The organism is Erwinia sp. OLFS4 (assembly GCF_002752165.1).
Classification (GTDB): domain Bacteria; phylum Pseudomonadota; class Gammaproteobacteria; order Enterobacterales; family Enterobacteriaceae; genus Izhakiella.
In genome coordinates this window covers 21,401-45,251 of the sequence record NZ_MOMB01000049.1, presented here as the reverse complement: position 1 = coordinate 45,251, position 23,851 = coordinate 21,401, and the positions used below count along the sequence as shown (strand labels likewise).

The window sequence follows — 23,851 nt, the reverse complement described above, 5'->3', positions numbered from 1 at the left end:
TTTGTTACATACCCACTGGGTATTATGCGAACCATACAACAGATTAACAAATTATTTACCTTTAAAATCAAATAACTATACAAAGGATGCCGGTTTCCAATTATGACATTTAAAAAAATCTCGCTCACTCTGTGCCTGCTTGTTTTTGTCTGTTTGCCGGGCACAGTCAGCGCAAGCAGTCAGCCATTCAGTCTCCTCAGTAAACCGGTGGCAGAAGCACCGGAAGTGGTAGAATTTTTCTCTTTTTACTGCGCTCCCTGTTTTCGCTTTGCCGGGGATTATCCGGTGATTGATAAAATCAACCAGAGCCTGCCACAAGGGCAGAAGGTTGCGAAATACCATATCAGCGCAATGGGCAAACTGGGGCATGAACTCAGCGAAGCCTGGGCAGTGGCAACTGTGATGGGCATCGCCGACAAGGTGGAAAAACCGCTTTTTATTGCCGTGCAGCGCGATCACAGCCTGCACAGTGCCGATGACATTAAGGTTATTTTTCAGCAGGCTGGCGTGAACCCTGCGCAGTATGACAGCGCACGCCACAGTCTGCTCGTCCATGCTTTTGTCGCCCGCCAGCAGGCGCTGGCGGACGCATTCCGCGTCACCTCAACACCATCGGTTTACGTTAAAGGCCGCTACCTGATTAATAATGCAGAGATAAAAGCAGACTCACCGGATCAGTTTGTCGCGACCTTTGCTGCGCTGGTTAACAAACTGCGCAAAAAAGAAGCGGGTTAATTAAGCTGCCAGCCGCCCTGCTACGACGTTACCGCTGCTCCGGATACAAAAAAACCTGCTTTGTTAAGCGGGTTTTTCTTGTCTGGTCGGTGAGAGAGGATGACGCATCCCTGCGGGACGCGCCCTTCGGGCCGTTGCAGGCAACGTTGTCTCGCTTCGCTCGGCTCAAACCTCCTTCGGAGGTTCTCATCCTGTCTGCTCCGGATACAAAAAAACCTGCTTTGTTAAGCAGGTTTTTCTTATCTGGTCGGTGAGAGAGGATGACGCATCCCTGCGGGACGCGCCCTTCGGGCCGTTGCAGGCAACGTTGTCTCGCTTCGCTCGGCTCAAACCTCCTTCGGAGGTTCTCATCCTGTCTGCTCCGGATACAAAAAAACCTGCTTTGTTAAGCAGGTTTTTCTTATCTGGTCGGTGAGAGAGGATTCGAACCTCCGACCCCTTCGTCCCGAACGAAGTGCGCTACCAGGCTGCGCCACTCACCGATGGGGGCGAATCTTACTGCCTGCCAGGCTGGCCCGTCAAGGCTTTTTGCGCTCCTTTTCACCGTTTGCCTGGAAACACATCGCATCCGGCCAGAACAGCAAACAGCGCCGGCCGGAGCAAGATTTACAACTGCCTTGCCGATGGTTTTGGCTGACTGCCGGGCGCTGCGGCACACCAGTTATTCTTCTGGTTAATCCCCCCATCCGGCGAGGTATAACCCAGACAACCCATAATGGTATCAAACAGCTCAACATGACGATGAGTCACGCCGGCTTGCTGCTGCGTTTTCAGCCGCTCAAAAGCCGCTTTATTGTTTCCATCTGCCAGCCAGCTATCAGATACCCAGACTATCATCGGCACGCGGAACTGCTCCGGCGGCGCCATATTACGCGGCGTGCCATGTAAATGCATATTGTCACTGATGGATTCACCATGATCGGCAGCATAAAAGACAATCGCCTTTTTATCACGCAGCTGATCGATAACGCTATCCAGCATTGTATCGACGTACAGCACCGAGTTGTCATAAGCATTAATCAGTTGCTCTTTACTACAGACATCATCCACCCCAGCGCATTCCGGCTGATAACGGGCGAAGCTTCGGGGATAGCGTCGGGAATAGAGATAATGCGATCCTTTCGTATGCAAGATAACTAAATGCTTACCGCCAGGATGACGTTCAATTGAATCTTTGAGCTCAGGGACCAGCAACATGTCATCAACCGGTTTACCCTGATTACGTTTTTCAGAGCCAATCTGTTCGCGGAAAGCATAGCTATCCGTATCGGCGTTGTTATAAAACCAGACTTCACTCTGCATCGCGAACAGTTCAGAACTGAACCCCAGCTTCTTCAGCACCGAAAAAACATTCTGCTTTTTCAGGGTTCGTCCGGGATTATCATCTGTTCCCCCTTCACGCACAAACATGCAACGCAGGGAAAGCTTGGTGGCGGTATCGCAGGACTGACCTTTAAATGCCACCAGATTCGGCTCCTTTGATAATTCAGGGGTAGTATCGCGCGGGTAGCCCAGCATACCCATATGGTCCCAGCGGGTGGTCTCACCAATGACAAAAACCACATAGCTATTATCCAGCCCCGCCGGTGCCTGATAGGTGAATTTCTTCGCCGGGTCGGGCAGTTCATGGCTATTCAGCGCCTCATCCAGCCGGGTATAGGCAAACAATCCGGTGGCAGCCAGCCAGTTAGAAGGCAAATACGAATGCGCTACCACGCCGCCATAGCTAGGCAGATCGACGTTAGTCAGGGTTTCCTGCGACGACTGGTGCATGTCAAGATAGCGTATTGGCAACCACACCAGTCCGACAGCCAGCACCAGCACCAACAGCGGACGCCAGCGCTGTCCCCGGGTGCGTATCTGTTCAAGCAAAGTCAGGCGCAGGTGGTTACTCCAGATCATAACCAACGGCAAGGCACTCACCAGCACCATCCAGATATAAAAGTGGTAACCAATCACTTCACCAGAGAGGTCATCTTTTGCCAGTACCGACGCCACAATACCGTAGCCAATCACCACATTAAAAAACGTCATATAGAAGCTGGAGGCGACCGAGACCAGCACCAGGATCGTCGCCAGAATACGGTAAACCAGTTTGCCGCCCAGCGATATCACGCGCATCAGTGCAAAGGTTAACAGCACGACGGCGCTGACCTCCACCACCGCCGAAAGCAACTTTGTGAAACTGAAATGTGACAGCATCGGTTCGAAGCGTCGATAAAATATTGGCAGATTAAGCAGGAGACCGATATATAAGGCCAGGAAAACAGAGAGTTTCTGCTGTGTCAGTGATTTTATATAATTCATTACTACCGGGTTCCGCCTGAAAAAAAACAAACAATTTCTACACACTTTTCAGACTGAATCGTGACGATATAGTTCTGTCAGCACTGATAAACCCGGTGGTTTTTTGCTGATTAGAGAGGAATCCGAAACAGAGCGGCAAGCCGATGCCATATGTAAACAGCAAGGGATCTGCCGCCCGGGCGCTTACGGGATAATATTGAGCGTCACGTCAATATTGTTACGCGTCGCATTAGAGTAAGGGCAGACAATATGTGCCGCATCCACCAGTTTTCTGGCTTCAGCATTGTCCATTCCTTCCAGGTGAATATTCAGCTGTACTTCAATACCAAAACCGTGCGGAATCGGACCGATGCCGACTTCACCTTCAATCCAGGCATTTTTTGGCAGCGCAATTTTGTCACGACCGGCGACAAACTTCATGGCACCGAGAAAACAAGCGGCATAGCCCGCAGCAAACAGCTGCTCAGGATTAGTCACCTCCCCTCCGGCACCGCCCATCTCTTTCGGGACACCGAGCTTCACATCAAGCACATTATCTGATGAAGTCGCACGACCATCACGACCGCCCGTTGCTTTGGCTCTGGCACGATAAACAACGTTTTCTAAAGACATAATGACTTCCTTAGTGATGAATTAACATTTTACACTATTAAATAGTGCGCTATTTTAATGACCGCTATGTGTTGATGCTGCCGTTCACCGGCTTCAGCGTGCTTCAGCCATTAAGATTATTACGTAAGGTTTCCAGCTGCTGTTTCAGAGCCAGCAGCGTTGCGCTATCACAAGCCGCTGCGCACTGAACCGCCTGTGGAAAACCTAAAGCCTGGCTGCGCAAAGCGCGTCCACTGTCCGTCAGCGTAATAACCACCTGCCGTTCGTCTTCACGCGCGCGCTGCCGGCGCAACAGACCGCCGCTTTCCAGACGCTTGAGCAGCGGTGTCAGGGTGGCTGAATCAAGAAATAAACGTTCACCAATGGCCGACACGGTCAGCGCATCCCGCTGCCACAACACCATCATTACCAGATATTGCGGATAGGTGATGCCGAGCTTAGCCAGCAGCTGCCGGTAAAGCTTGTGCACGGCCAGATTCGCCGAATAGAGGGCGAAACACAGCTGTTGATCAAGCAACAGTGGCGAATGTTGACTTTTTTTGTCATGTTGTGATGTGGTCATAGAACAGAATATACGTAGCGCACTACTTAATTGCAAGCGATACTATTGTAAAAGGTGAGCAGAATGAAATATTCACTGGAACAACGGGCGCAACGCTACGCGACCAAAGCCCATGCGCAGAGCCAACAACGCCGTAAATACACCAATGAACCTTATATTGTTCACCCCGCAGCCGTTGCGGACATTGTCCGCAGCGTCAGTGATGACGAAGTGATGCTGGCCGCCGCCTGGCTACATGACACGGTGGAAGACACCGACACCACGCTTAACGATATACGCCGCCGTTTTGGGGAGCCGGTCGCACGTCTGGTGGCGATGCTGACCGAAAACGCGCTGCCAACACAATGTCAAAGCCGCGCCGCCCGCAAAGCGGCACATTTCCGGCATACTGCCGAAGCTTCAGCCGACGCCCAGACCATCAAGCTGGCTGATATTATTGATAACACCCGCGAACTGATTCAGTACGATGCGGAATTTGCCCGGATTTATCTGCTGGAGAAACGCCTGCAGGTTGCCCAGCTTAACGCCGGAAACGCCACGCTAAGGCAAACAGCGTCAGACATAATTGAAAACGGCATTCAGCAGCTCACCAGACCGCCCCATAACATACCGCTGAGCTGGTTTTCACATCAGGAGCAGAAATACCGCTAACGACGCGTCAGCCCCGACCGGTGCGGCGGTGCGAGCAAATCAGCAGCAGTCCGGCAACAATCGCCGCCATGCCCAGCAGCTGTAGCCCGCTGAAGCGGTCATGAAACCCCGGCAGCCACAGCGCCGCCAGCCAGACCAGTACATAGCTGAGACTCAGCAACGGATAAACCCGGCTTAACGGCAACAGACGCAGCGCAGCGAACCAGCATAACATTGAGGCGGCATACGCCATCAGCCCCGCCAGCAATGCCAGACCGGGCAGCGCGGTAAGCGCCGCAGACTGCAACCAGAGTAACGGTGAACTAAGCGGTGGCAGCTGGACCATCGCCCATTTCATCAGCAGCTGCGCTACGCTGACCAGCAGCACGCTAGCCGCCGCCCACAGATAGCCGATCATTCGCTCATCCCCATCAGAACAATGCCGATAACAATCAAGACAATTCCTGCCTGATGACGGCGATCGATCTCTTCCTGCCATACCAGCCGTGCAGCCAGAGTGACCAGAATAAAATTCAGGCTGAGCATCGGATACGCTATCCCCACCGGCAGACGCTGCAACACCTGCAGCCAGACCAGCATCGCACAGCCCAATAAAAACAGCGCCAGCATCAGCCAGCGCACCATGTCCCCGCGCCGCCTTTGGTGTGCGGCCTGTTTCTGACACAGCTGGCCAGCACAGCTAAGCAGGCTGGCCAGCATTAACAGCAGATAACTCATGGCTGTTTCTGATAATAGAACAGGATTAAACGCCCCTGACGCCAGGTGAAATTAGCATGAGGTAGCTTAATGGTACTGATATCCTGATCCCGATCCAGTTGCAGCACCAGCGATACATTACCCTGATGGCGGGCATTTTCCAGCCATTGTGGAAAATCCGGGTCACTGACAAACTGATGGCTCGCATCCGGGTAGGCCAGACCATAATCCAGCTCACCTTTTTCACTGTACATCATCACGTCACCGCGCTTAAGCTCCCAGGCTAAGGCCGCGCCCAGCCCTACGGAGTCAGTCAGCACATAACGACTGGCTGACAGCTCTTCATGTATCGCGGTGATAAAGTGTTGCGGTTGTTTGCTGCTGATATGCTGCGGCAAGGCAAAATTGTACAGTAACGCAATACCAAGGGGGCAGACGGCCGCCCACTGCCAGCGCCGGCGAGGATCCTGCAAACTTAGCCATCCCATCAGTGCCCAAACGGCAAACGTCAGCGTGCCCAGCAACACCTTGGGAATTTCATAATGGGCGTACAGCGAATGCTTCTCTATACCCCAGGGGGCAAGCGCCACTAGCAGCACCAGCATGCAAACCAGGCCAAAAACCAGGTTAATTATTGCATTGATTTTAAAAACCTTGCTGCAGCTATTTAGCAAGGTACTGGCATAGTGCGCCATCAGAATGGCCAGCGGGGCAAAACAGGGCAGGATATAAGTTGGCAACTTGCCTTTAGCAATGCTGAAAAACAAAAACGGCATTACCATCCAGCCAAGCAGATAGAACGGTGCACCGTTGCCTTCACGCCCTTTCCAGCCGAGCTTCAACGCCCCAGGCAACAACGCCAGCCAGGGCAGCGAACCGGCAATCAGCACCGGCAGATAGTACCAGAACGGCGCTTTGTGCTGCGCATTATCTTCAGCAAAACGCTGAATATGCTGAACCCAGAAAAAGTAATGCCAGTAGTCCGGCTCACGCTGCGCTACCGCCAGAACCCAGGGAAGACTCACAGCCAGCGCGCCGAAAATAGCCAGCCAGCCCCAGCTCAACAAGGTTTTCCAGCGCTTCTGTATCACCACCCAGGGCAGGATAGCAATCACCGGCACCGCCAGCGCCAGAAAGCCTTTGGTCATAAAGCCCATGCCGCAGGCAATACCCAGCAGCAGCCAGCTCAGCAGGCGGCAGCGGGTGTCAGGCGTGGTAACCGCCAGCCAGAAGAAACACATGGCAGCCGTCATCCACAAGGTAATCATAGGATCGAGCGTTGCATAGGTACCAATACCGTATACCTGCAACGTCGACAAGTAGATCACACCGGCTATCAGCCCGGTCGCGCGGTTTTGCCAGATGCGACTGGCCAGCCAGTAAACGCCAATCGCACTCAGCGTAATAGAGAACACTGAACCAAAGCGTACGGCGAAATTATTATGGCCGAACAGCAGCTGGCTGAGATTATTAATCCAGTAGCCGGCGATCGGTTTTTCAAAATAACGCACATCCAGAAAATGCGGCACAATCCAGTTACCACTGGCCAGCATTTCACGGCTAATTTCAGCATAGCGAGTTTCATCCGGCTGCCAGAGTTGACGAAACTCAAGGGGAACCAGGTAATAAAGAGCGAAAAGCAGCAGTAACAACCAGCCTTTTTGATTTGTCGACATCGTTAATTACTCATAACCTGTTGGCAACCCAACCATCCTTCGCGCCCGGTCAGACTGCCGCGCACGACCTTACCTACCGGTAACTGCGAAACATCATCCGGTAATAGCGCACTCAGCGGGCAGAAGTGAATGCCTGCCTCACGCGCCATCACCAGCAGCTGTTCAAATTGCTGATGCAAAGCAATACCTTCTACCTCCGCATGAATGGTATAAACCGGCGTCCCCTGATCCTGAAGCATTTGCTCAAGGATAAACGCATTGTAATTTTCCCGGCTGGTGAGGGTGCCAACGGCTTCATCCCAGGTTGGCAAGGTCACCGGGATCTGTACCGTTCCGGTTGTGCCGTTTTCCAGCAGCGGTAAAAAGGGAGCCTGTCCGCGACAATCACTGTTGTAACGAAAATGAAAAGGCTCTTTTGCCTCCACCACACGCTGATCGGCACGCCAGCCCGCCACAGCAGAACAGCTGACCGCAGCGCCACAAATCTCCGTCAATGACGCGCGTGCCAGTTCAATTTGCTGATGCAGCTTTTCCGCCGGCCACACCCCAGCCCAGGTTTGCCAGGCAAAATGATCCCAGGCATGCAGGCCCACTTCATGGGCGGCGGCAGTATCACGGATAATCTGTTGATGACCCCGCCCGATACGCCGTCCGGGCCAGGCGGTACCCGCCAGCAAAATATCCCAACCATAGAGTGACGCCGCACCAGAGCGCAGCATCTTCCAGAGGAACTTTGGCTTGATAAGACGCCAGAGATGACGGCCCATATTATCCGGGCCGACGGTGAAGAAAAAACTGGCCTGAATCTGATGACGCCTGAGAATCTCCAGCAAACGTGGCACCCCGTCCCGGGTGCCGCGCCAGGTGTCCACGTCAACACGCAAACCCACTTTGATCATTTGCCAGTCTCAGTTAAATCCACCGTTTTCAGGAAGAAGTCCAGCGTCTCATCAATGGTTTTGCTCATCTCAATGTCAGGAGTCCAGCCCAGCAGGCGCTGTGCGTTACGGATACTCGGTTTGCGGTGCTCGACATCCTGATAACCTTTGCCGTAATAGCTGCTGCTTTCCACTTCACGAAAACCCGCAAACGGTGGGAAATGGTGGCGTAACGGGTGTTTTTCGAAGCTTTTCAACAACATTTCAGCCAGTTCACGGATACTGGCTTCATTGGTGGGATTACCAATATTGATAATCTGTCCATCGCAATTGTTATCTTTATTCTCAATAATGCGGAACAACGCTTCGATACCGTCTTTAATATCGGTAAAGCAGCGCTTCTGCTTACCGCCATCAATCAGCCTGATAGGAGAACCTTCCACCAGATTAAGAATCAGCTGGGTAATCGCACGTGAACTACCAATACGCGCGGCGTTCAGGTTGTCAAGACGCGGTCCCATCCAGTTAAATGGACGGAACAAGGTAAAGCGCAGCCCTTCTTTGTCGCCATAAGCCCAGATAACCCGGTCAAGCAGCTGTTTAGAGACCGAGTAAATCCAGCGCTGCTTGTTAATCGGACCAACAATCAGATTGGAATGGTCTTCATCAAACACCGGGTCGGTACTCATACCGTACACTTCCGAAGTTGACGGGAAGATGATGCGCTTTTTGTACTTCACGCAGTCGCGAATGATTTTCAGGTTTTCTTCAAAATCCAGCTCAAACACGCGCAGCGGGTTACGGGTATACTCAATCGGCGTGGCAATTGCTACCAGCGGCAGCACCACATCGCATTTTTTAATATGGTATTCAATCCACTCGGAATGAATGCTGATATCCCCTTCGACAAAATGAAAATAAGGGTTATCAATAAAGCGGCTAATAGCGTCGGAACCGATATCAAGGCCATAAATTTCGAAGTTATCATCCTGCAACAACCGCTCGGTGAGATGGTTACCAATAAAACCATTCACCCCGAGGATCAGTACGCGGGTACGGCGTTTCACCGCGGTCCACGGCTTATTATTCAGCAGCGCACTGGTCACCAGACCCAGCGTCTGCGCCAGCTGACCGCCCTGCATATAGATACCGTTTTCACCCTGACCGGTAACAATTTCCAGCGCATCCTTGCCACAGGCAACGATCAACGGATTGGCCGACAAAATGGTACCAGGGCGCGCGGCGGCCTGGTCATGACGGACTTTTGCCTGCCAGATAATAAATTTCTGCGTGCCAACATAGCTGAATGCGCCGGGCCAGGGTTCGCTGACCGCACGCACCAGATTGCGGATCTGGCTGGCGGGCAAAGACCAGTCAATGCGGCCATCATCCGGGGTACGCCGCCCAAAACAGCTGCCTTTACTGAGGTCCTGCGGCTGCTCGCTAAATTGCCCTTTTAACAACAACGGCAGCGTATCATCCAGCAAGCGTTTTGCTTCATCACACAGCTTACGGTGCAACGTCAGCGCCGTATCTTCGTCGTCAATCGGCAGAGAACGCTGGGCGATAATATTGCCAGCATCCGCCTTGGCCACCATACGATGCAGCGTCACACCGGTTTCGCTTTCACCATTAACCAGCGCCCAGTTCAGCGGCGCACGGCCGCGATATTTCGGCAGCAATGAACCATGCAGATTAAAACCGCCTTTACTGGCACAGGCCAGTAAAGGCTCGCTCAGCAGGTTGCGGTAATAAAAAGAAAAAATCATATCCGGATTCATGGCACGAATACGATCGATCCATAACGGGTGGTTCACCTCTTCCGGCGCAAAAACCGGAATCGCGTGCGCCGCCGCAGTGCGCGCCACGGAGGCAAAGAAAGGGGTTTCGCCTGCGCTGTCGGCATGGGTGAAAACAGCTTCAATCTCAAAGCCAGCCTTAATCAGGGCTTCAACGCCAACGCAGCCCATATCGTGATAGGCAAAAACAACAGCTTTCATCAATTTTTTTCCTGTGAAGAAGAAGCAGCGGATTCACTGCTAACAACACGCTGAATGAAATAACGCGGACGGGCTCGTACGTCATTATAAATGCGCCCGATATACTCACCGAGCAAGCCCATACCCACAAACTGAGCCCCGATGAACATAAACAGCAGGGCAAATAAAGTAAATACACCGCGTCCTGACCATTCTGCGCCAAAAAACAGACGCAGCAACAGCAGCAACACCGCCAGCGCAAAACCAGCCAGCGCGGTGATACTGCCGAAAATGCTCAGCAATCGCAGTGGCGTGGTAGTCAGGCAGGTGATCAGGTCATACATCAGATTGATAAGCTTCATCAGACTGTATTTTGAATCACCAAATTCACGCTCTGCGTGTAATACCGGAATTTCCACGGTACGACGGGCAAAGGTATTAGCCAGAATCGGAATAAAAGTGCTGCGTTCATGGCAATGCAACATGGCGTCAATAATTGGCCGGCGGTAAGCCCGCAGCATACAACCATAGTCGCCCATGGATTTACCGGTCGCCTTTTGAATCAGGCCATTAATCACCCGTGACGCCCGCCGGCGAAACCAGGTATCCTGACGATTCTGGCGCACCGTGCCCACCACGTCATACCCTTCCGCCGCTTTCTCAACCAGCCGCGGGATCTCTTCCGGTGGATTCTGTAAATCAGCATCCAGCGTCACGATCAGATCACCGCTTGCATGGCTGAAACCTGCCATGATGGCAGAATGCTGACCATAATTGCGGTTAAGCAGAATGGCCACCACCGGACTACCCGGCTCGCTTGCTGCCGCTTCCAGCAGCTGTGCCGAATCATCGCTACTGCCATCATCCACCAGCACTACTTCGTAGGGTAGTGAAAGAAGATCGCAGGCTGCGCGGGTACGACGCATCAGCTCAGGCAGACTCTCCTGCTCATTAAATACCGGAATGACAACCGAAACTTTTTTTATGGGTTCATTACTGGTCATGCGCTTTTTCCTGCCAGCTCATGCAGAGCCTTTATTACGCGGGTAACATCGTCATCGCTCATAGTGGGAAATAACGGTATCGAACAAATACGCTCGCTATTCCAGGTGCTATTAGGCAGCACCACCTGCGGAAAGCGTTCACGGTAATATTTCTGTGTATGGGCCGCGCGGAAATGCAGACCGGTACCGATATTACGTTCTTTGAGCGCCTGCATCAGCGCGTCACGGCTCAGACCACAACGCTCTTCGTCAACGCGGATGATGAAAAGATGCCAGGCATGCTGATGCGGCCAGTCCGGCTGCTTCAGCGGCTGAAACGGGGTATCCGCCAGTTCGCGCAGATAGCGCTGGGCAATCGCTGCCCGGCGCGCGTTTAACTGGGGCAGTTTTTTTAGCTGCACCAACGCAATGGCCGCATTAATATCTGCCAGATTATATTTAAAGCCCGGTGATATCACTTCCGCCTGCGGCGCACGGCCATGCTGATTGCGGTCATACGCGTCCACGCCAAGTCCGTGAAACTTCAGGCTGCGAACTTTGTTCGCCAGCGCTTCGTCATCAGTGACAATCAGCGCGCCTTCAGCACAGGTCATATTCTTAATGGCGTGAAAGGAAAAAATAGCGGTGCCGCTGGCACCCACGTGACGGCCTTTGTAATAGGTACCGGCCGAATGGGCAGCATCATCAATGACCGGGATGCCATAGCGCTTACCCAGCGCATGCAGGCCATCGATATCGGCCGGAGCGCCGGCATAGTGCACTGGGATAATTGCGCGGGTACGTGGCGTAATCGCCGCTTCTACCTGCTGCGGAGTAACCATCAGCGTGTCGCGATCAACATCAATCATCACCGGGGTGGCGCCGAGCAGGCAAATCATATTCAGGGTCGAAACCCAGGTCAGAGAAGGCGTGATGACTTCGTCGCCGGGGCCAATGCCCAGTGCCATCAGCATGACATGCATACCGCCGGTTGCGGAGCTAACCGCAATCGCGTGCTGGTTGCCGGTCAGCTGGCAAAATGCCTCTTCAAGCTGTTGATTTTTTGGGCCAGTCGTAATCCAGCCAGATAACAACACCTCTTTGACCGCATCCAGTTCTTCCTCACCCATCGCAGGGCGGGAAAAGGGGAGAAACTCAGACATTAGTTCAATTTCCCTAAGCGAACACTGATTAAATTTTTAACCTTTTGTGCGGGCTGTCAAGCGGTGAAGCGACAAATATCAACCGATTATGATCCTTCTCCCATGAAAAACAGGGAAAGCGCCCGCTGCCTATAATACGCGATGAAGTTTAAACATCAGACAAACCGTATCCGATAAATCCTAGCCAAACCCTTATAATATGCAGATTAACGGTTAATGCTTAATTGTGGCTTAAGCCCTGCCATCCACCTGCCGGGCCGGGAACTGATGCACGATAAACATTCGGCGTGCTAACAGCAACTCCTTCACAACTTTTAAAATATTCATCATACAAAATGACATAAGGATGTGAACAAGATGACAGGCTGGCGCAAAGCAGGTCAAGGTTACCGCAAGGTGAAGAAATAAAGAAGGATCCCATCGCCAGCCAGTAACATCACGTCAGACGACAACAGGATGCTATCACCTGTCGGCTTTATTGCGATTGCGGCGCAACGATTCGGGCAACCAGGGTACCGGCATCCACCATCTCACCGCTGGCTATCAACCGCTGTAGCACACCGCCGCACGGTGCTTTCAATGGTGTTTCCATCTTCATCGCATCCAGTGTGACCAGAATATCGCCTTCATTCACCCGGGCCCCCTCTGCCATCAGCCATCTTTGCAGCAGGCCGGCAACCGGCGCTTCAATCTCGCCGGGATGAGGTTGTGGCAGCGGGGTAGCTGCTGGCGATATGACGTCTCCGTGCCGCGCGTTGACCAGCAGAGCGGGCGGCAACCCCAGCTGTACCCGCCGGCCATCAATTTCAATAAACGTCCGGGTTAACGTCAGCGCTGCCGGCGGCAAAATGCGCGGCGCTGCCGGCAGAACGGCGCTGAAGTCGGTTTCAATCCAGCGGGTATGTACGGCAAAATGGCCATCGCTGGCAATAAAATCCGCCTGTTCAAGTACCTGACGATGAAACGGCAGCACGCTGGCAACGCCATCAATGGTAAATTCGGCCAGCGCGCGACGGGCACGCGCCAGTGCCTGGGGACGATCGCGTCCCCAGACAACCAGTTTCGCCATCAGGGAATCGAAAACCGGCGGCACCTGTGAACCACTGATCACGCCGCTATCAAGGCGAATACCGGGGCCGGAAGGCGGCAGAAAGGCGCTCAGCGTACCGGATACCGGTAAAAAACCACGCGCCGGATCTTCAGCGTTAATGCGAAATTCAATGGCATGACCCCGGGGGGATGGCGTACTGCAATCGGTCAACCGCTCACCGCCGGCAAGCTTCATCTGGGCCACCACCAGGTCAATGCCGGTGGTCTCCTCGGTTACGGTATGTTCAACCTGCAGACGGGTATTGACCTCAAGAAACGAGATAACACCTTCTTTACTCAACAGAAATTCTACTGTGCCCGCGCCGCAGTATTGTGCTTGCGCACAGATATCATGGGCGGCCTGATGAATGCGGTCGCGCTGCTGGTCACTCAAAAAAGGGGCCGGCGCTTCTTCAATCAGCTTCTGATTACGGCGCTGCAGGCTACAGTCACGGCTGCCCAGTACCTGAACGTTGCCATAGCGGTCTGCCAGGATCTGCGCTTCAATATGGCGCGGACGATCGAGAAACTGTTCGACAAAGCATTCTCCACGGCCAAACGCTGCGGTTGCCTCTCGTACCGCCTGGTCATACAGCTCACGCACTTCCGTCATGCGCCAGACCACTTTCATGCCGCGGCCACCTCCACCGTGGGCCGCCTTGATGGCTACCGGCAGACCATGCTGCTCAGCAAAAGCGCGTACCTCATCAGCACCGGTTACCGGAGCGGACGTTCCCGCCACCAGCGGTGCCCCAATCTGCTGCGCCAGCTGACGCGCTTTAACTTTATCGCCCAGTATGGCAATGGTTTTCGGCTCAGGTCCAATCCAGCACAGCCCGGCGTCTATCACCGCCTGGGCAAAGTCTGCCTGCTCGGAAAGAAAACCATAACCAGGATGCACAGCATCGGCCCCGGATTTTTTCGCCAGAGCGATTAATTGTTCGCTATTGAGATAAGTTTCCTGTGGGTGATTACCGGGCAACGCCCAGGCTTCGTCGGCCAGCCGCACATGCAGCGCGTCGCTGTCACAGTCGGCATAAACCGCAACCGACGCGATACCGCAATCGCGACAGGCGCGAATAATGCGTACCGCAATTTCACCCCGGTTTGCTATCAGAACTTTTTTCATTCCATTCTCTCATCACCGGCTGACCTGGCCGGTCTCAGGGGATTAAAAGGCAGCACCGGGTTAAAACGCAGCCACACGCCGGCTGACAGCTGTCCGGCCAAATCAAGGTGCCAGTCCGCTACGCTGGCTATCACCGGATAGCCGCCAGTGAGCGGATGATCAGCCAGAAACAACACCGGCTGGCCATTAGCCGGCACCTGAATCGCACCAGGCCGGATACCTTCGCTTGGCAACTCACCGGGTTGTGACCGGCTGAGGGCACTATCACCTTCCAGCCGCAGGCCGGTGCGGTTTGAAAGGGGCGTCACCCGCCAGCGCTGCCTGGCAAACAACGCCACCGCTTGCGGCGTAAACCAGTCGGTGCGCGGTCCCATCACCACGTCCAGAGTAATGGTTTCACCGGCGCAGGGTAGCCTGTCGGGCGCCATTTCATTGATAGCAACCGCACACACCGCTGCCGCACGCTGGCGCCGCAGAATAGTGCCCTGACACAGCGCGGCTGGCCCCAATTGCGCCAGCGTATCCGTTGAGCCACTGTCCAGCACCGGGATAACGGCAAATCCTCCGCGCAAAGACAGATAACAGCGTGCGCCCTGCTGTGCCGCGCCCAGTTGCAACCGATCACCCGCCAGTAAGGCCAGCGGCTGCCAGCCAGACAGCTGATGCTGCGTGTTGCTGGCCGTGGTCAGCGAGATAGCACAACTGGCACCGGTCAGGGCAATCACACAATCCGCCAGTACCTCAATCACTACCCCAGCCGGCAACAATTCAAGACAAACCGCCGACGCCGGATTGCCAACCAGACGATTAGCGCTGTGCAACGCACCACGATCGAGCGCGCCGCTGGTAGAAACCCCCTGACCGGCTTTACCCGCCCGTCCCTCATCCTGAAACAACATCTGTATGCCCGGCGCCACAATCTCCAGCGTGGCGTCGCCGGGCGCCGGTTTTTGCGGTTTTTCTGCACCGACAGCCGGTAATACCGTGTGGCGGGTACTTTTCTGATGAAAACGCACGCGCATACCCGGCTGCAATAGCGCCGGTGTGGCCCGTGACAAATCCCACATTGCCATTCTGGTGGTCGCAATCAGCTGCCATCCACCGGGGCTGGCCTTGGGATAAATACCGGTAAACTCACCGGCCAGGCCAACCGAGCCGGCGGGAATGCGTGGCCGCGGCGCAGGACGTCGCGCAACCGTCAGGCCACTGTCGCCACACAGATAAGCAAAGCCGGGGGCAAAACCGGTAAAAGCCACGCTAAATTCCGTTTCGCTATGGCGACGGATCACCTCCGCCACCGTTATTCCCAGCATGCCGGCAACCTGCGGTAAATCCTCGCCGTCATAGCACACCGGGATCTCAATCAGTTTGCCGGTTGCATGCTGGCGTCCATTAAGCTGCCAGCCGCCAATCAGATCAGCCAGACACTGCGCCGACATTTTTTGCGGCTGAAAACGCAGCAACAGCGTCCGTGCCGCTGGCACCATTTCATCCACCGCCGGCAATGACGCATGCTGTAATTTGTCCAGCAGCGCCAGCGTCTCTTCCAGCGATGCCAGCTCAATCAACAGCGCATCATGATTAACCGGTAAAAAACGTATCGCCATCACTTAGCCTGCCGCCGCCGACAAAGAAACCCCGGCGGCAATCAGCGCATCATGCACCGCAGTGGCCATCGCGACCGCGCCCGGTGAATCGCCGTGAATACAGATTGACTGCGCCTTGAGGGTTAACACACTGCCGTCGCAAGCGGTGAGCGTACCGCGGGTGGCCAGCTGCACCATTCGCGCGGCCACCCGAGCAGGGTCGTGCAGCACTGCCTCAGGCTCACTGCGTGGCACCAGGGTGCCCTCCGGGCTATAGGCGCGATCGGCGAAAGCTTCGCTAATGACCTGAATGCCGGCCTGACGCGCCAGCTCCTCCAGCGGTGAATTGGCCAGCACCATCAATGCCAGACGCTCATCCAGCGCTTTTATTGCCGTTATCACCGCCTGCGCCTGCTGGCGGTGATGGGCAATAGTGTTATAAAGCGCGCCGTGGGGTTTTACATAGCTGACCCGGGTGCCGGCAGCAGTGGCCAGCCCCTGCAATGCACCAATCTGATAAATCACATCGGCAGTCAAATCAGCACTGGCTATCTCCATTTGCCGGCGGCCAAAACCGACCAGGTCGGGATAAGAGACATGGGCGCCGATTGCCACCCCATGCTTTTGCGCCGCTCGCAGGGTTTGCAGAATGCCAGCCGGGTCGCCGGCATGAAAGCCACAGGCGACGTTTACACTGGACACCAGTGCCAGCATCGCCTGATCATCACCCATTCGCCAGGCGCCAAAACTTTCACCCAGATCGCTGTTTAAATCGATATGTTTCACTACGGCCCCTCCGCTCCGGACGCTGTCGCCACGCCAGCCTGGCGATGACGCTATGCCGGCACCAGTGATGAACCCTCGCCCGGGTCAAAAAACAATAGCATCATGATTATTAAAAAATAGCTATAGCCGGGAAACAGGATCAACCTCAATCCGCCATGTCGCGGATCGTCACCCTCATGCAGACAGACCTTCCCCGGAGAGGCCTTTAGGTTGACAGCAGGCACAAAAAAGTGAACATGATCGGAGATAGCCGCCTTAGATCCAGCGCCCGGACGACAAATCGCGGCGCAGCAGTCAGGCCGGTAGATATGGCAGGATTAGCGGACATCCTCCTGCCATAGCTTAACAATTTCACCGCTGGTCTTAACCTGAATTTCAACGCCAGGAACCGTCAGCGTTGCCCAGACCTGATTATGATGCGCAATCAGCTGCTGAGCGCTGGCAAAGGGTGAGTCCACCGTCGTATGCGCATCACCCGCAATCAGCAGATGTAAACCTTTACTGGCAGCATTTTTAATAGTGGCATCAAGACAGAAATCCGTCATACAGCCACAAAGCGTTACCCTGGGCGCGGCAAACTGTTGCAGTAACTGCATCAGCGGCGTATCAAAAAAAGCGTCGCAGGCGGTTTTACTCAGATAGTGTGCGCCCTGCGGCTGATGCAATTCATCAATCAGTTTCCAGGCCTCGCTGTTTTCACTCATCCAGCCATCAGTGTGCTGAATAAACACCACCTCGTCTGCCGCATCAATCAGCTGATTAACGTGAGCAATACGCCCGGCAGGATCAAATAACGGTTCGGCAAAAACACCGTTTTGCATATCAATTACCAGCAGCACTTTTAGCGTGCTCATACGCCCTCCTGTTCTCGCTATGGCCGGCGTCAGCCTGTCACCTTAAGGTATAGGAGACCCAGGCTTACCCTGCCAGCCAACAACGCAACGGTTTCACTTTTTCACACAAACCCGACACAGAAATTGACAAGACAGACTTCACCCCACAACGAAAATTAACCATTTTGTTACAGAAAATAAACCGACCGGCCCCCAATACTGCCACCAGCAATAATTAGCAGTATAATTTTTTACTTTTTCCGGCCTGGGTCGATTGCTGCTGGCAACGGCGCCTCAATTATCCACATCTGCTGGCCGGGCTGATTCAATGGGATAGAGACATGGCACCTGTGTTATCAGGCAATAGCGAGCGGTTGTTACAGAACCGGGGATTTGTTGCCTTCTGGCTGGCGCGCACCAGCTCCGGATTTGGTTTCCAGATGCTGTCCATTATCGTCGGCTGGCAGATTTATGCTCAGACCCACAGCGCTTTCTGGCTGGGAATGATTGGACTGATACAATTTTTGCCCTCGGTGACCCTGGCCCTGTGGGCCGGACATATTGCCGATCAGTGTGATCGCCGGCGCGTGGTGTTACTGGCACAAATTTGTCAATGGATAGCCATCGTAACCCTAGCCTGGCTGAGCTGGCAGCAGGCGGCCAGCGTCTGGGTGATCCTGCTGCTGGTACTGATTATCTCCACGGCAAAAACGCTGGAACTGCCATCGCTGATTTCAATGCTGCCGGCGCTGGTGCCAGACGCTATTTTGCCACGGGCAACCGCCGCCAACGCCGTTGCCGGACAAACGGCACAGATTGTCGGGCCGGCGCTTGGCGGCTTGCTGTATGCCACTGGCGCCGACGTGGTGTATAGCCTGACCGCCCTGCTTTATCTTATTTCTTTACTGATGATAGCCACCCTGCATTATTATCAGGCACCGCCGCCGCGGGTACCCGCCACGTTGAAGACGCTACTGGCCGGAGTGCATTTTATCCGCCAGCGACCGGATGTGCTGGGGGTTATCTCACTGGATCTGTTTGCAGTGCTGCTGGGTGGTGCCACCGCCCTGTTGCCCATTTTTGCCCATGATATTCTGCACGCTGGCCCCTTTGGCCTCGGCCTGCTGCGCAGTGCACCGGCCTTTGGCGCCTTACTGGTTGGCTTCTGGTTAAGCCGCCGCGCGCTGCAACGTCACGTCGGCATCATCATGTTTCTTTGCGTGGCAGGATTTGGCGTGGCGACACTGGTTTTTGCCTTGTCAGACTGGATGTGGCTGTCATTACTGGCGCTGTTCGCTCTCGGCGGCTTTGATATGGTGAGTATGGTTATCCGCGGTTCACTGGTACAGCTTGATACCCCTGATGAAATGCGCGGCCGGGTCAACGCGGTGAATGCGATTTTTATTAATACCTCAAACCAACTCGGCGAATTTGAATCCGGTATGCTTGCCGCATGGCTGGGTGCGGTACCGGCCGCCGCCCTGGGCGGTATCGGCACCCTGGCGGTGGTTGCACTGTGGATGTGGTGGTTCCCCGGCCTGCGCCAGCGACAGCAGCTCAGTAATGCCGTGCCGCAACAAAAGGCTAAGACACTGACAGACAATGCCGGTAGCCGTGTAATTTAGTCAGCAAGCTGGCCGGCCTGGCCGCACCAGCCGTGCTGGGCCGACTGCTGCAATGCGGCGATGCCGCGCGCGATTTCCGCCCTGCTCAGCTGCTTTAACCAGCGTTGATTTTCAGGGTATCGCAGCGCAATGTCGGGACTAAAAAAAGCCTCACACGCCTGCCATTCCGGCGTCTGAGCCTGCTGTTCCAACTGCGCCCAGACTGCGCCGCCAAGGGCTGCAATGGCCTCTTCACTCAGCGCGCTGACCGCCGCAGGCAGACTGTGAAGAAAATCCTGCAACTGCTGCTGCAACACCGCCAGCGGCGCATGCGGCGACTGTAAAGCAAAAATAATCCCCTCTTCACCTGCCCATTGCTGAAAACGGCAGCTGACAACGTAGCCAATTTTTTTTTCCACCCGCAACCGCTGGAAAAATAACGGCTGGCAGAACAGCGCCAGCAACCGCCACATCAGGCGGACATGTGGTTGCCATTCTGGCAGCGGGCAGTAAAGCAATAACGCCGCGTCACCTGGCGGATAAGACAGCGTAACGCCCTGCCATACACGCGCGGATGCCGGTGCTATCAGCGGCCTGCTGGCCTCAGGCAGCGGACTCAGCCGCCGGGCCAGACGCTGCTGCAAGTCCGGCGAATCACTCAGCAATAACGCCTGCCAGCGCAGGTGGCGAACGCCGCTGGCCGATTGCGCGGCATCCGCCGGCGTCAGCTCACGTATCAGCGCGGCCATCAAACGACGAATGGCGATTGCCGTGTTGTCGCGCCAGGCAGCCCAGCGGATGGCCCGTTGCCCCTGAGCCAGCTGCGCCGCAGATAACGCGCAAAGCTGCGGCCACAGGGAGGCAACCGCATGCTCCAGTGGTGCCGGTTCGGCGCTGAGTTGCATCAGCCAGTAACCCTGCCAGCGTTCGTGGCGCCATTGCCCTTGCTGATGGCTGAGCCGGGCGGCCAGAGGACGCAGCGCGGTTTCTAATAACGCGGCTTCCCTTTCACCGGCGCGGGTCAGCAACCACAAACGCGGGGTTGCCCTGGCATAACGCCAGCCTATCGACCTGCTGTTTGCCGCAAGCGGTGGCAGCGGCGCGACCGTCACTTGCGGCCAGCAGCAAAAATCCTGCCGGACAGGCGACTGCGACACCGATGGCCAGGCCGCCAGTTTCAGCGTAAAACCCTGATGCTGCCGTCGCCGTCCCGCCAGTGACCCGCTTACCCATAAATGCGCCTGTGAAGCGCAATGTAAACGACGGATTGCCGCCTGCCAGGCGGCAACGGACAGCGCCTGTGGCAGGCCAGGGCCGAGAGCACGACGACGCAATTGATCCAGCGGGGGCTGTTGCCAGAAAGCATCGGCAGCCAGCTGAACACAGTGTTCCAGCTGGCGGGCGTTTGGGTCAGCCAGCTGTGCCAGCCAGCAGCTAAAGCGCGTCAGTACCTCTCCACAAAGCGCGGCATCATCCCGACTGAGGGTAAATTGCACGGCAAACAGCAGCGCATGCTGACTGCGCCAGAAGGTTCGCAGGCGAACATCATCAACCAGATCCTGTTGCCGCAGGCAGGCCATTAAGCCACCGGCAGCCTCATCACACAGCAGCTGATTAAAAACATTCAGCCAGTCTGCATCCGTATCCTGCCAGTCATTGAGGGCAAAACACAGGCACAGTACCGGCGGACCGTTTAGCTGTAATGCCATACTCCTGTGGGCATATATCCGCGCAGGGACAGGGTTGACAAGCGGCTGAGCCGGCGGCAACAGCGTGCCGTGTTGCCGCACCAGCCGCTCAAGCGAGCTCAGCGCCAGCGGTGCCTGTAACCATAATGTCATTGCACCGGCATGATAATGCCGCTGATGAAAATCACGCAATGCCTGTGGCAGCGCCGGCGCAACCGCAGCAAAGCTTTGCGCCGAACCCACCTGGAAACGGCTGAGGCACGGCGCGCCATGAAATAACTGCCGTAGCGCCACTTCCAGAAGATGCTCTCGATCGCCCGCTAATAGCTGATATTCAGCGTCAATTGCCGCGATTTCTTCACTGATAGCCTGGTGAGTGAATAGCGGGTTTGCCAGCATATCCACTAAGCGCACCAGCCCCGATTCCAGTTGCAAGGGGGGCAGACTGAAGAAAAAAGCGGTCCGGTCACTGCGGGTGGTGGCATTTAACATACCGCCCTGAGCCGGTACCCAGCTCATCAGCCTTTCTGCACCGCTGAAACCGGCACTGGCGGCAAACAGGACATGTTCCAGCAAATGGGCCAATCCCGGCTGTTCAGCCGGCTCATCGTCACTGCCGCAGGCCACCTGTAGCAAGGCTGCCGCTTCGCGCATGTGACTGTCAGCAATAAGCTGTACCCGCAGGCCGTTGGCCAGCCGCAGGTCTTTTATCTGCCGGGACTCATTCACTCCACCGGCCCACGATAGATCAACTGTGAGTTAGTGCGGTTACGGAACTGTAAATCGCTGATCTGCATTTGACTATGATTGGCCGCCGCGCGGGCAGCCAGAATTTTATCGTGATGGGGCGATTTACTGCATACCGGATCGGCATTGTCAGCATTGCCGGTCAGCAGAAAGGCCTGACAGCGACAACCACCAAAATCCTGTTGTTTTTCATCGCAAGAGCGGCAGGGTTCCGGCATCCAGTCATCGCCGCGATAACGGTTAAAGCCAAAAGATTCATACCAGATATGCTGCAGGCTGTGTTCCAGTACCGAAGGAAATTTTATCGGCAGCTGACGGGCGCTATGGCAGGGTAATGCCGTGCCTTCGGGCGTCACGCTGAGAAAGATCGATCCCCAGCCCCCCATGCAACCTTTTGGCCGCTCTTCATAATAATCCGGTGTGACGAACAGCAAGTTTGTCAGGCAGCCGTCGCGCGCCATGCGTGCGCGATACTGCTGCACCACCGCTTCGGCCTGCACTATCTGCTGGCGGGTAGGCAGCAGCCCCTCACGATTGAGCTGTGCCCAGCCGTAAAACTGGCAGGTGGCCAGCTCCACGTCATCCGCCTCCAGCTGCAGGCAAAGTTCAATAATGCGATCAATGCTGTCAATGTTGTGACGGTGCAGAACAAAATTAAGCACCATCGGATAACCGTGTGCTTTCACCGCCTTTGCCATTGCCAGCTTCTGGCGGAAGGCCTTTTCCGATCCCGCTAGCGCAGCGTTCAGGGTTTCGTCACTGGCCTGAAAGCTAATCTGTATATGGTCAAGTCCGGCGTCGGCAAAGACATCCAGCTTTTTCCTCGTCAGGCCAATGCCGGAAGTGATCAGGTTGGTATAAAACCCCAGTTCGCGTGCCGCGGCGATCAGCTGCGGCAGGTCAGTACGGGTCAGCGGCTCGCCTCCGGAGAACCCGAGCTGCACCGCGCCCATGGCCCGTGCCTGACGAAAAACCTCAATCCATTGCCCGGTGGTCAGCTCATTCTGCTGACTGGCAAAATCCAGCGGATTTGAGCAATAAGGGCACTGGAGCGGACAGCGGTAAGTCAGCTCCGCCAGCAGCCACAGCGGCGCTTTTACCGTCGGTTTATGCTCACTCACGCAGTAAAATCCACTTTTGTTGATAGGCGGTGGCAAAAAATTCAATCACGTCGGCTTCCAGTTCCGCCACCTGCGGAAAACGGCTGTGCAGGCTGGCCACGATATCGCTAATACGCCGTTCACCGTCAACCAGCAACAGGATTGCCGCCGCGCTGTCATTCAGCCTGGCCATACCTTCCGGGTAGAGGATGACATGACACTGCTGAGCCTCTTCCCATTGCAGGCGAAAACCACGGCGAAAACAGGGCGTTTGTTCAACACCTATCTGCATTACATCAGTCTCCGTTTATGCCACACCGGCCGATCGGTGACGGTATGATAAGGCGGACGGTTCAGGCTGTACGCCATTGTCATGGCATCCAGCATGCTCCACAAAATATCCAGTTTGAACTGCAAAATTTCCAGCATGCGCTGCTGCTTTTGTGCCGTATCACAGTAAGTCAGCGCCAGTGTCAGACCATGTTCAACGTCGCGCCGTGCCTGCCCGAGCCGGCTGCGGAAATAATCATAGCCACTGGCTTCAATCCATGGGTAATGTTGCGGCCAGCTGTCGAGCCGGGACTGATGAATCTGCGGCGCAAACAGTTCGGTCAGCGAACTGCAGGCCGCTTCCTGCCAGCAGGCGCGCCGGGCAAAATTAACGTAGGCATCTACGGCAAAACGGACGCCTGGCAGCACCAGCGCTTCTGAGCGTAGCACCTCACGCGACAGTCCTACTGCCTCACCAAGACGCAACCAGGCTTCAATCCCCCCCTCACTGTCACCATAACCATCGTGATCCAGAATACGCTGTACCCATTGGCGACGTACTTCAGGATCCGGGCAGTTGGCCATAATAGCCGCGTCTTTTATCGGAATACTGGTCTGGTAGTAAAAACGGTTAGCAACCCAGCCCTGGATTTGCGTTCTGGTGGCTTCACCGTTATGCATCGCTTTATGAAAAGGGTGATGGATATGATAAAACGCCCCTTTATCGCGCAGCGCCTGTTCAAATGCCTGCGCTGTCAGTGGCTGTGTTAATGTCAT

General features: G+C 55.1%; 21 protein-coding genes, 1 tRNA gene and 2 other RNA genes. 3 read left to right on the top strand and 21 right to left on the bottom strand.

Translation table 11 applies throughout. The annotated features are described in order from the left end of the window. The first annotated feature begins 102 nt into the window (after positions 1–102). The gene (locus BL249_RS10580; RefSeq protein ID WP_099705754.1) at positions 103–735 is read left to right on the top strand and encodes a DsbA family protein; all 633 of its coding nucleotides are present in this window, start codon (positions 103–105) and stop codon (positions 733–735) included. An 83-nt stretch (positions 736–818) separates the two neighbouring features. Here BL249_RS10580 and BL249_RS10575 read toward each other — a convergent pair. The 6 genes from BL249_RS10575 to BL249_RS10550 form a co-directional block, all read right to left on the bottom strand. Next, positions 819–946, bottom strand: a non-coding RNA gene (locus tag BL249_RS10575) — RtT sRNA. 33 nt (positions 947–979) lie between these two features. Further along, a non-coding RNA gene (locus BL249_RS10570) (RtT sRNA) lies at positions 980–1,107 on the bottom strand. 33 nt (positions 1,108–1,140) lie between these two features. Next, positions 1,141–1,217: transfer RNA gene (locus tag BL249_RS10565), tRNA-Pro, on the bottom strand. 124 nt (positions 1,218–1,341) lie between these two features. Beyond that, positions 1,342–3,042 (bottom strand): kdo(2)-lipid A phosphoethanolamine 7''-transferase, encoded by a 1,701-nt coding sequence (gene eptB / locus BL249_RS10560; protein WP_099705753.1) that lies wholly within the window; start codon positions 3,040–3,042, stop codon positions 1,342–1,344. Between the two features lie 183 nt (positions 3,043–3,225). After that, positions 3,226–3,654, bottom strand: coding sequence for an organic hydroperoxide resistance protein (locus tag BL249_RS10555; protein ID WP_099705752.1), 429 nt, complete (start codon positions 3,652–3,654; stop codon positions 3,226–3,228). A gap of 103 nt (positions 3,655–3,757) precedes the next feature. After that, on the bottom strand, positions 3,758–4,216 hold the full coding sequence (locus tag BL249_RS10550) for a MarR family winged helix-turn-helix transcriptional regulator (RefSeq protein ID WP_099705751.1): 459 nt from the start codon (positions 4,214–4,216) through the stop codon (positions 3,758–3,760). Between the two features lie 63 nt (positions 4,217–4,279). Between BL249_RS10550 and BL249_RS10545 the strand changes: the two genes are divergently transcribed. Beyond that, positions 4,280–4,867 carry an HD domain-containing protein gene (locus tag BL249_RS10545; protein ID WP_099705750.1) on the top strand — a complete coding sequence of 196 codons (588 nt, stop codon included), beginning with the start codon at positions 4,280–4,282 and terminating at the stop codon, positions 4,865–4,867. 7 nt (positions 4,868–4,874) lie between these two features. On the opposite strand, the gene arnF is transcribed toward BL249_RS10545, so the two are convergent. The 11 genes from arnF to BL249_RS10490 form a co-directional block, all read right to left on the bottom strand. Then, positions 4,875–5,264, bottom strand: a complete 390-nt coding sequence (gene arnF, locus BL249_RS10540) for a 4-amino-4-deoxy-L-arabinose-phosphoundecaprenol flippase subunit ArnF (RefSeq protein ID WP_099705749.1) — start codon at positions 5,262–5,264, stop codon at positions 4,875–4,877. Then, positions 5,261–5,584 (bottom strand): 4-amino-4-deoxy-L-arabinose-phosphoundecaprenol flippase subunit ArnE, encoded by a 324-nt coding sequence (gene arnE / locus BL249_RS10535; protein WP_099705748.1) that lies wholly within the window; start codon positions 5,582–5,584, stop codon positions 5,261–5,263. The genes arnF and arnE overlap by 4 nt, the downstream gene beginning before the upstream one ends. Then, a complete protein-coding gene (gene arnT, locus BL249_RS10530) occupies positions 5,581–7,239 on the bottom strand; it encodes a lipid IV(A) 4-amino-4-deoxy-L-arabinosyltransferase (RefSeq protein ID WP_099705747.1) in 1,659 nt (552 codons plus the stop codon). The genes arnE and arnT overlap by 4 nt, the downstream gene beginning before the upstream one ends. 2 nt (positions 7,240–7,241) lie before the next feature. Beyond that, entirely contained in the window at positions 7,242–8,138 is an 897-nt protein-coding gene (gene arnD / locus BL249_RS10525; protein ID WP_099705746.1) for a 4-deoxy-4-formamido-L-arabinose-phosphoundecaprenol deformylase, read from the bottom strand. Then, entirely contained in the window at positions 8,135–10,117 is a 1,983-nt protein-coding gene (arnA, locus tag BL249_RS10520) for a bifunctional UDP-4-amino-4-deoxy-L-arabinose formyltransferase/UDP-glucuronic acid oxidase ArnA (protein ID WP_099705745.1), read from the bottom strand. The genes arnD and arnA overlap by 4 nt, the downstream gene beginning before the upstream one ends. After that, positions 10,117–11,100 carry an undecaprenyl-phosphate 4-deoxy-4-formamido-L-arabinose transferase gene (arnC, locus tag BL249_RS10515; RefSeq protein WP_099705744.1) on the bottom strand — a complete coding sequence of 328 codons (984 nt, stop codon included), beginning with the start codon at positions 11,098–11,100 and terminating at the stop codon, positions 10,117–10,119. The genes arnA and arnC overlap by 1 nt, the downstream gene beginning before the upstream one ends. After that, the gene (arnB, locus tag BL249_RS10510) at positions 11,097–12,242 is read right to left on the bottom strand and encodes a UDP-4-amino-4-deoxy-L-arabinose aminotransferase (RefSeq protein WP_099705743.1); all 1,146 of its coding nucleotides are present in this window, start codon (positions 12,240–12,242) and stop codon (positions 11,097–11,099) included. The genes arnC and arnB overlap by 4 nt, the downstream gene beginning before the upstream one ends. A gap of 475 nt (positions 12,243–12,717) precedes the next feature. Continuing rightward, the gene (locus BL249_RS10505; RefSeq protein ID WP_099705742.1) at positions 12,718–14,460 is read right to left on the bottom strand and encodes an acetyl/propionyl/methylcrotonyl-CoA carboxylase subunit alpha; all 1,743 of its coding nucleotides are present in this window, start codon (positions 14,458–14,460) and stop codon (positions 12,718–12,720) included. Further along, positions 14,457–16,067: a 5-oxoprolinase subunit B/C family protein gene (locus BL249_RS10500; protein ID WP_241898876.1), complete on the bottom strand. Its 1,611-nt coding sequence runs from the start codon at positions 16,065–16,067 to the stop codon at positions 14,457–14,459. Before BL249_RS10500 ends, BL249_RS10505 begins: the two co-directional genes overlap by 4 nt. Positions 16,068–16,070: 3 nt before the next feature. Continuing rightward, on the bottom strand, positions 16,071–16,832 hold the full coding sequence (locus tag BL249_RS10495; RefSeq protein ID WP_099705741.1) for a LamB/YcsF family protein: 762 nt from the start codon (positions 16,830–16,832) through the stop codon (positions 16,071–16,073). Between the two features lie 317 nt (positions 16,833–17,149). Beyond that, positions 17,150–17,686 (bottom strand): isochorismatase family protein, encoded by a 537-nt coding sequence (locus BL249_RS10490; protein ID WP_099705740.1) that lies wholly within the window; start codon positions 17,684–17,686, stop codon positions 17,150–17,152. 320 nt (positions 17,687–18,006) lie between these two features. Here BL249_RS10490 and BL249_RS10485 point away from each other — a divergent pair, with 320 nt between their 5' ends. Continuing rightward, entirely contained in the window at positions 18,007–19,290 is a 1,284-nt protein-coding gene (locus tag BL249_RS10485) for an MFS transporter (RefSeq protein WP_099705739.1), read from the top strand. On the opposite strand, the gene pqqF is transcribed toward BL249_RS10485, so the two are convergent. From pqqF to pqqC, 4 genes are read right to left on the bottom strand one after another with little or no spacing between them, the layout of a single operon-like run. After that, a complete protein-coding gene (pqqF, locus tag BL249_RS10480) occupies positions 19,287–21,686 on the bottom strand; it encodes a pyrroloquinoline quinone biosynthesis protein PqqF (RefSeq protein WP_099705738.1) in 2,400 nt (799 codons plus the stop codon). The two genes, BL249_RS10485 and pqqF, sit on opposite strands and share 4 nt — an antisense overlap. Next, on the bottom strand, positions 21,683–22,825 hold the full coding sequence (pqqE, locus tag BL249_RS10475; RefSeq protein WP_099705737.1) for a pyrroloquinoline quinone biosynthesis protein PqqE: 1,143 nt from the start codon (positions 22,823–22,825) through the stop codon (positions 21,683–21,685). The genes pqqF and pqqE overlap by 4 nt, the downstream gene beginning before the upstream one ends. Continuing rightward, entirely contained in the window at positions 22,818–23,096 is a 279-nt protein-coding gene (gene pqqD, locus BL249_RS10470; RefSeq protein WP_099705736.1) for a pyrroloquinoline quinone biosynthesis peptide chaperone PqqD, read from the bottom strand. Before pqqD ends, pqqE begins: the two co-directional genes overlap by 8 nt. After that, the gene (pqqC, locus tag BL249_RS10465; protein WP_099705841.1) at positions 23,096–23,851 is read right to left on the bottom strand and encodes a pyrroloquinoline-quinone synthase PqqC; all 756 of its coding nucleotides are present in this window, start codon (positions 23,849–23,851) and stop codon (positions 23,096–23,098) included. The genes pqqD and pqqC overlap by 1 nt, the downstream gene beginning before the upstream one ends.

Bases quoted from the DNA above. Each gene is read 5' to 3' on its own strand.
- BL249_RS10500 (WP_241898876.1), bottom strand. From the start codon at position 16,067: ATGGCGATACGTTTTTTACCGGTTAATCATGATGCGCTGTTGATTGAG.
- arnF (WP_099705749.1), bottom strand. From the start codon at position 5,264: ATGATCGGCTATCTGTGGGCGGCGGCTAGCGTGCTGCTGGTCAGCGTA.
- BL249_RS10580 (WP_099705754.1), top strand. From the start codon at position 103: ATGACATTTAAAAAAATCTCGCTCACTCTGTGCCTGCTTGTTTTTGTC.
- arnD (WP_099705746.1), bottom strand. From the start codon at position 8,138: ATGATCAAAGTGGGTTTGCGTGTTGACGTGGACACCTGGCGCGGCACC.
- pqqC (WP_099705841.1), bottom strand. From the start codon at position 23,851: ATGACATTAACACAGCCACTGACAGCGCAGGCATTTGAACAGGCGCTG.
- BL249_RS10485 (WP_099705739.1), top strand. From the start codon at position 18,007: ATGGCACCTGTGTTATCAGGCAATAGCGAGCGGTTGTTACAGAACCGG.
- BL249_RS10550 (WP_099705751.1), bottom strand. From the start codon at position 4,216: ATGACCACATCACAACATGACAAAAAAAGTCAACATTCGCCACTGTTG.
- eptB (WP_099705753.1), bottom strand. From the start codon at position 3,042: ATGAATTATATAAAATCACTGACACAGCAGAAACTCTCTGTTTTCCTG.
- pqqD (WP_099705736.1), bottom strand. From the start codon at position 23,096: ATGCAGATAGGTGTTGAACAAACGCCCTGTTTTCGCCGTGGTTTTCGC.
- BL249_RS10555 (WP_099705752.1), bottom strand. From the start codon at position 3,654: ATGTCTTTAGAAAACGTTGTTTATCGTGCCAGAGCCAAAGCAACGGGC.
- BL249_RS10490 (WP_099705740.1), bottom strand. From the start codon at position 17,686: ATGAGCACGCTAAAAGTGCTGCTGGTAATTGATATGCAAAACGGTGTT.
- arnA (WP_099705745.1), bottom strand. From the start codon at position 10,117: ATGAAAGCTGTTGTTTTTGCCTATCACGATATGGGCTGCGTTGGCGTT.
- arnE (WP_099705748.1), bottom strand. From the start codon at position 5,584: ATGAGTTATCTGCTGTTAATGCTGGCCAGCCTGCTTAGCTGTGCTGGC.
- BL249_RS10545 (WP_099705750.1), top strand. From the start codon at position 4,280: ATGAAATATTCACTGGAACAACGGGCGCAACGCTACGCGACCAAAGCC.
- arnB (WP_099705743.1), bottom strand. From the start codon at position 12,242: ATGTCTGAGTTTCTCCCCTTTTCCCGCCCTGCGATGGGTGAGGAAGAA.
- arnC (WP_099705744.1), bottom strand. From the start codon at position 11,100: ATGACCAGTAATGAACCCATAAAAAAAGTTTCGGTTGTCATTCCGGTA.
- BL249_RS10505 (WP_099705742.1), bottom strand. From the start codon at position 14,460: ATGAAAAAAGTTCTGATAGCAAACCGGGGTGAAATTGCGGTACGCATT.
- arnT (WP_099705747.1), bottom strand. From the start codon at position 7,239: ATGTCGACAAATCAAAAAGGCTGGTTGTTACTGCTGCTTTTCGCTCTT.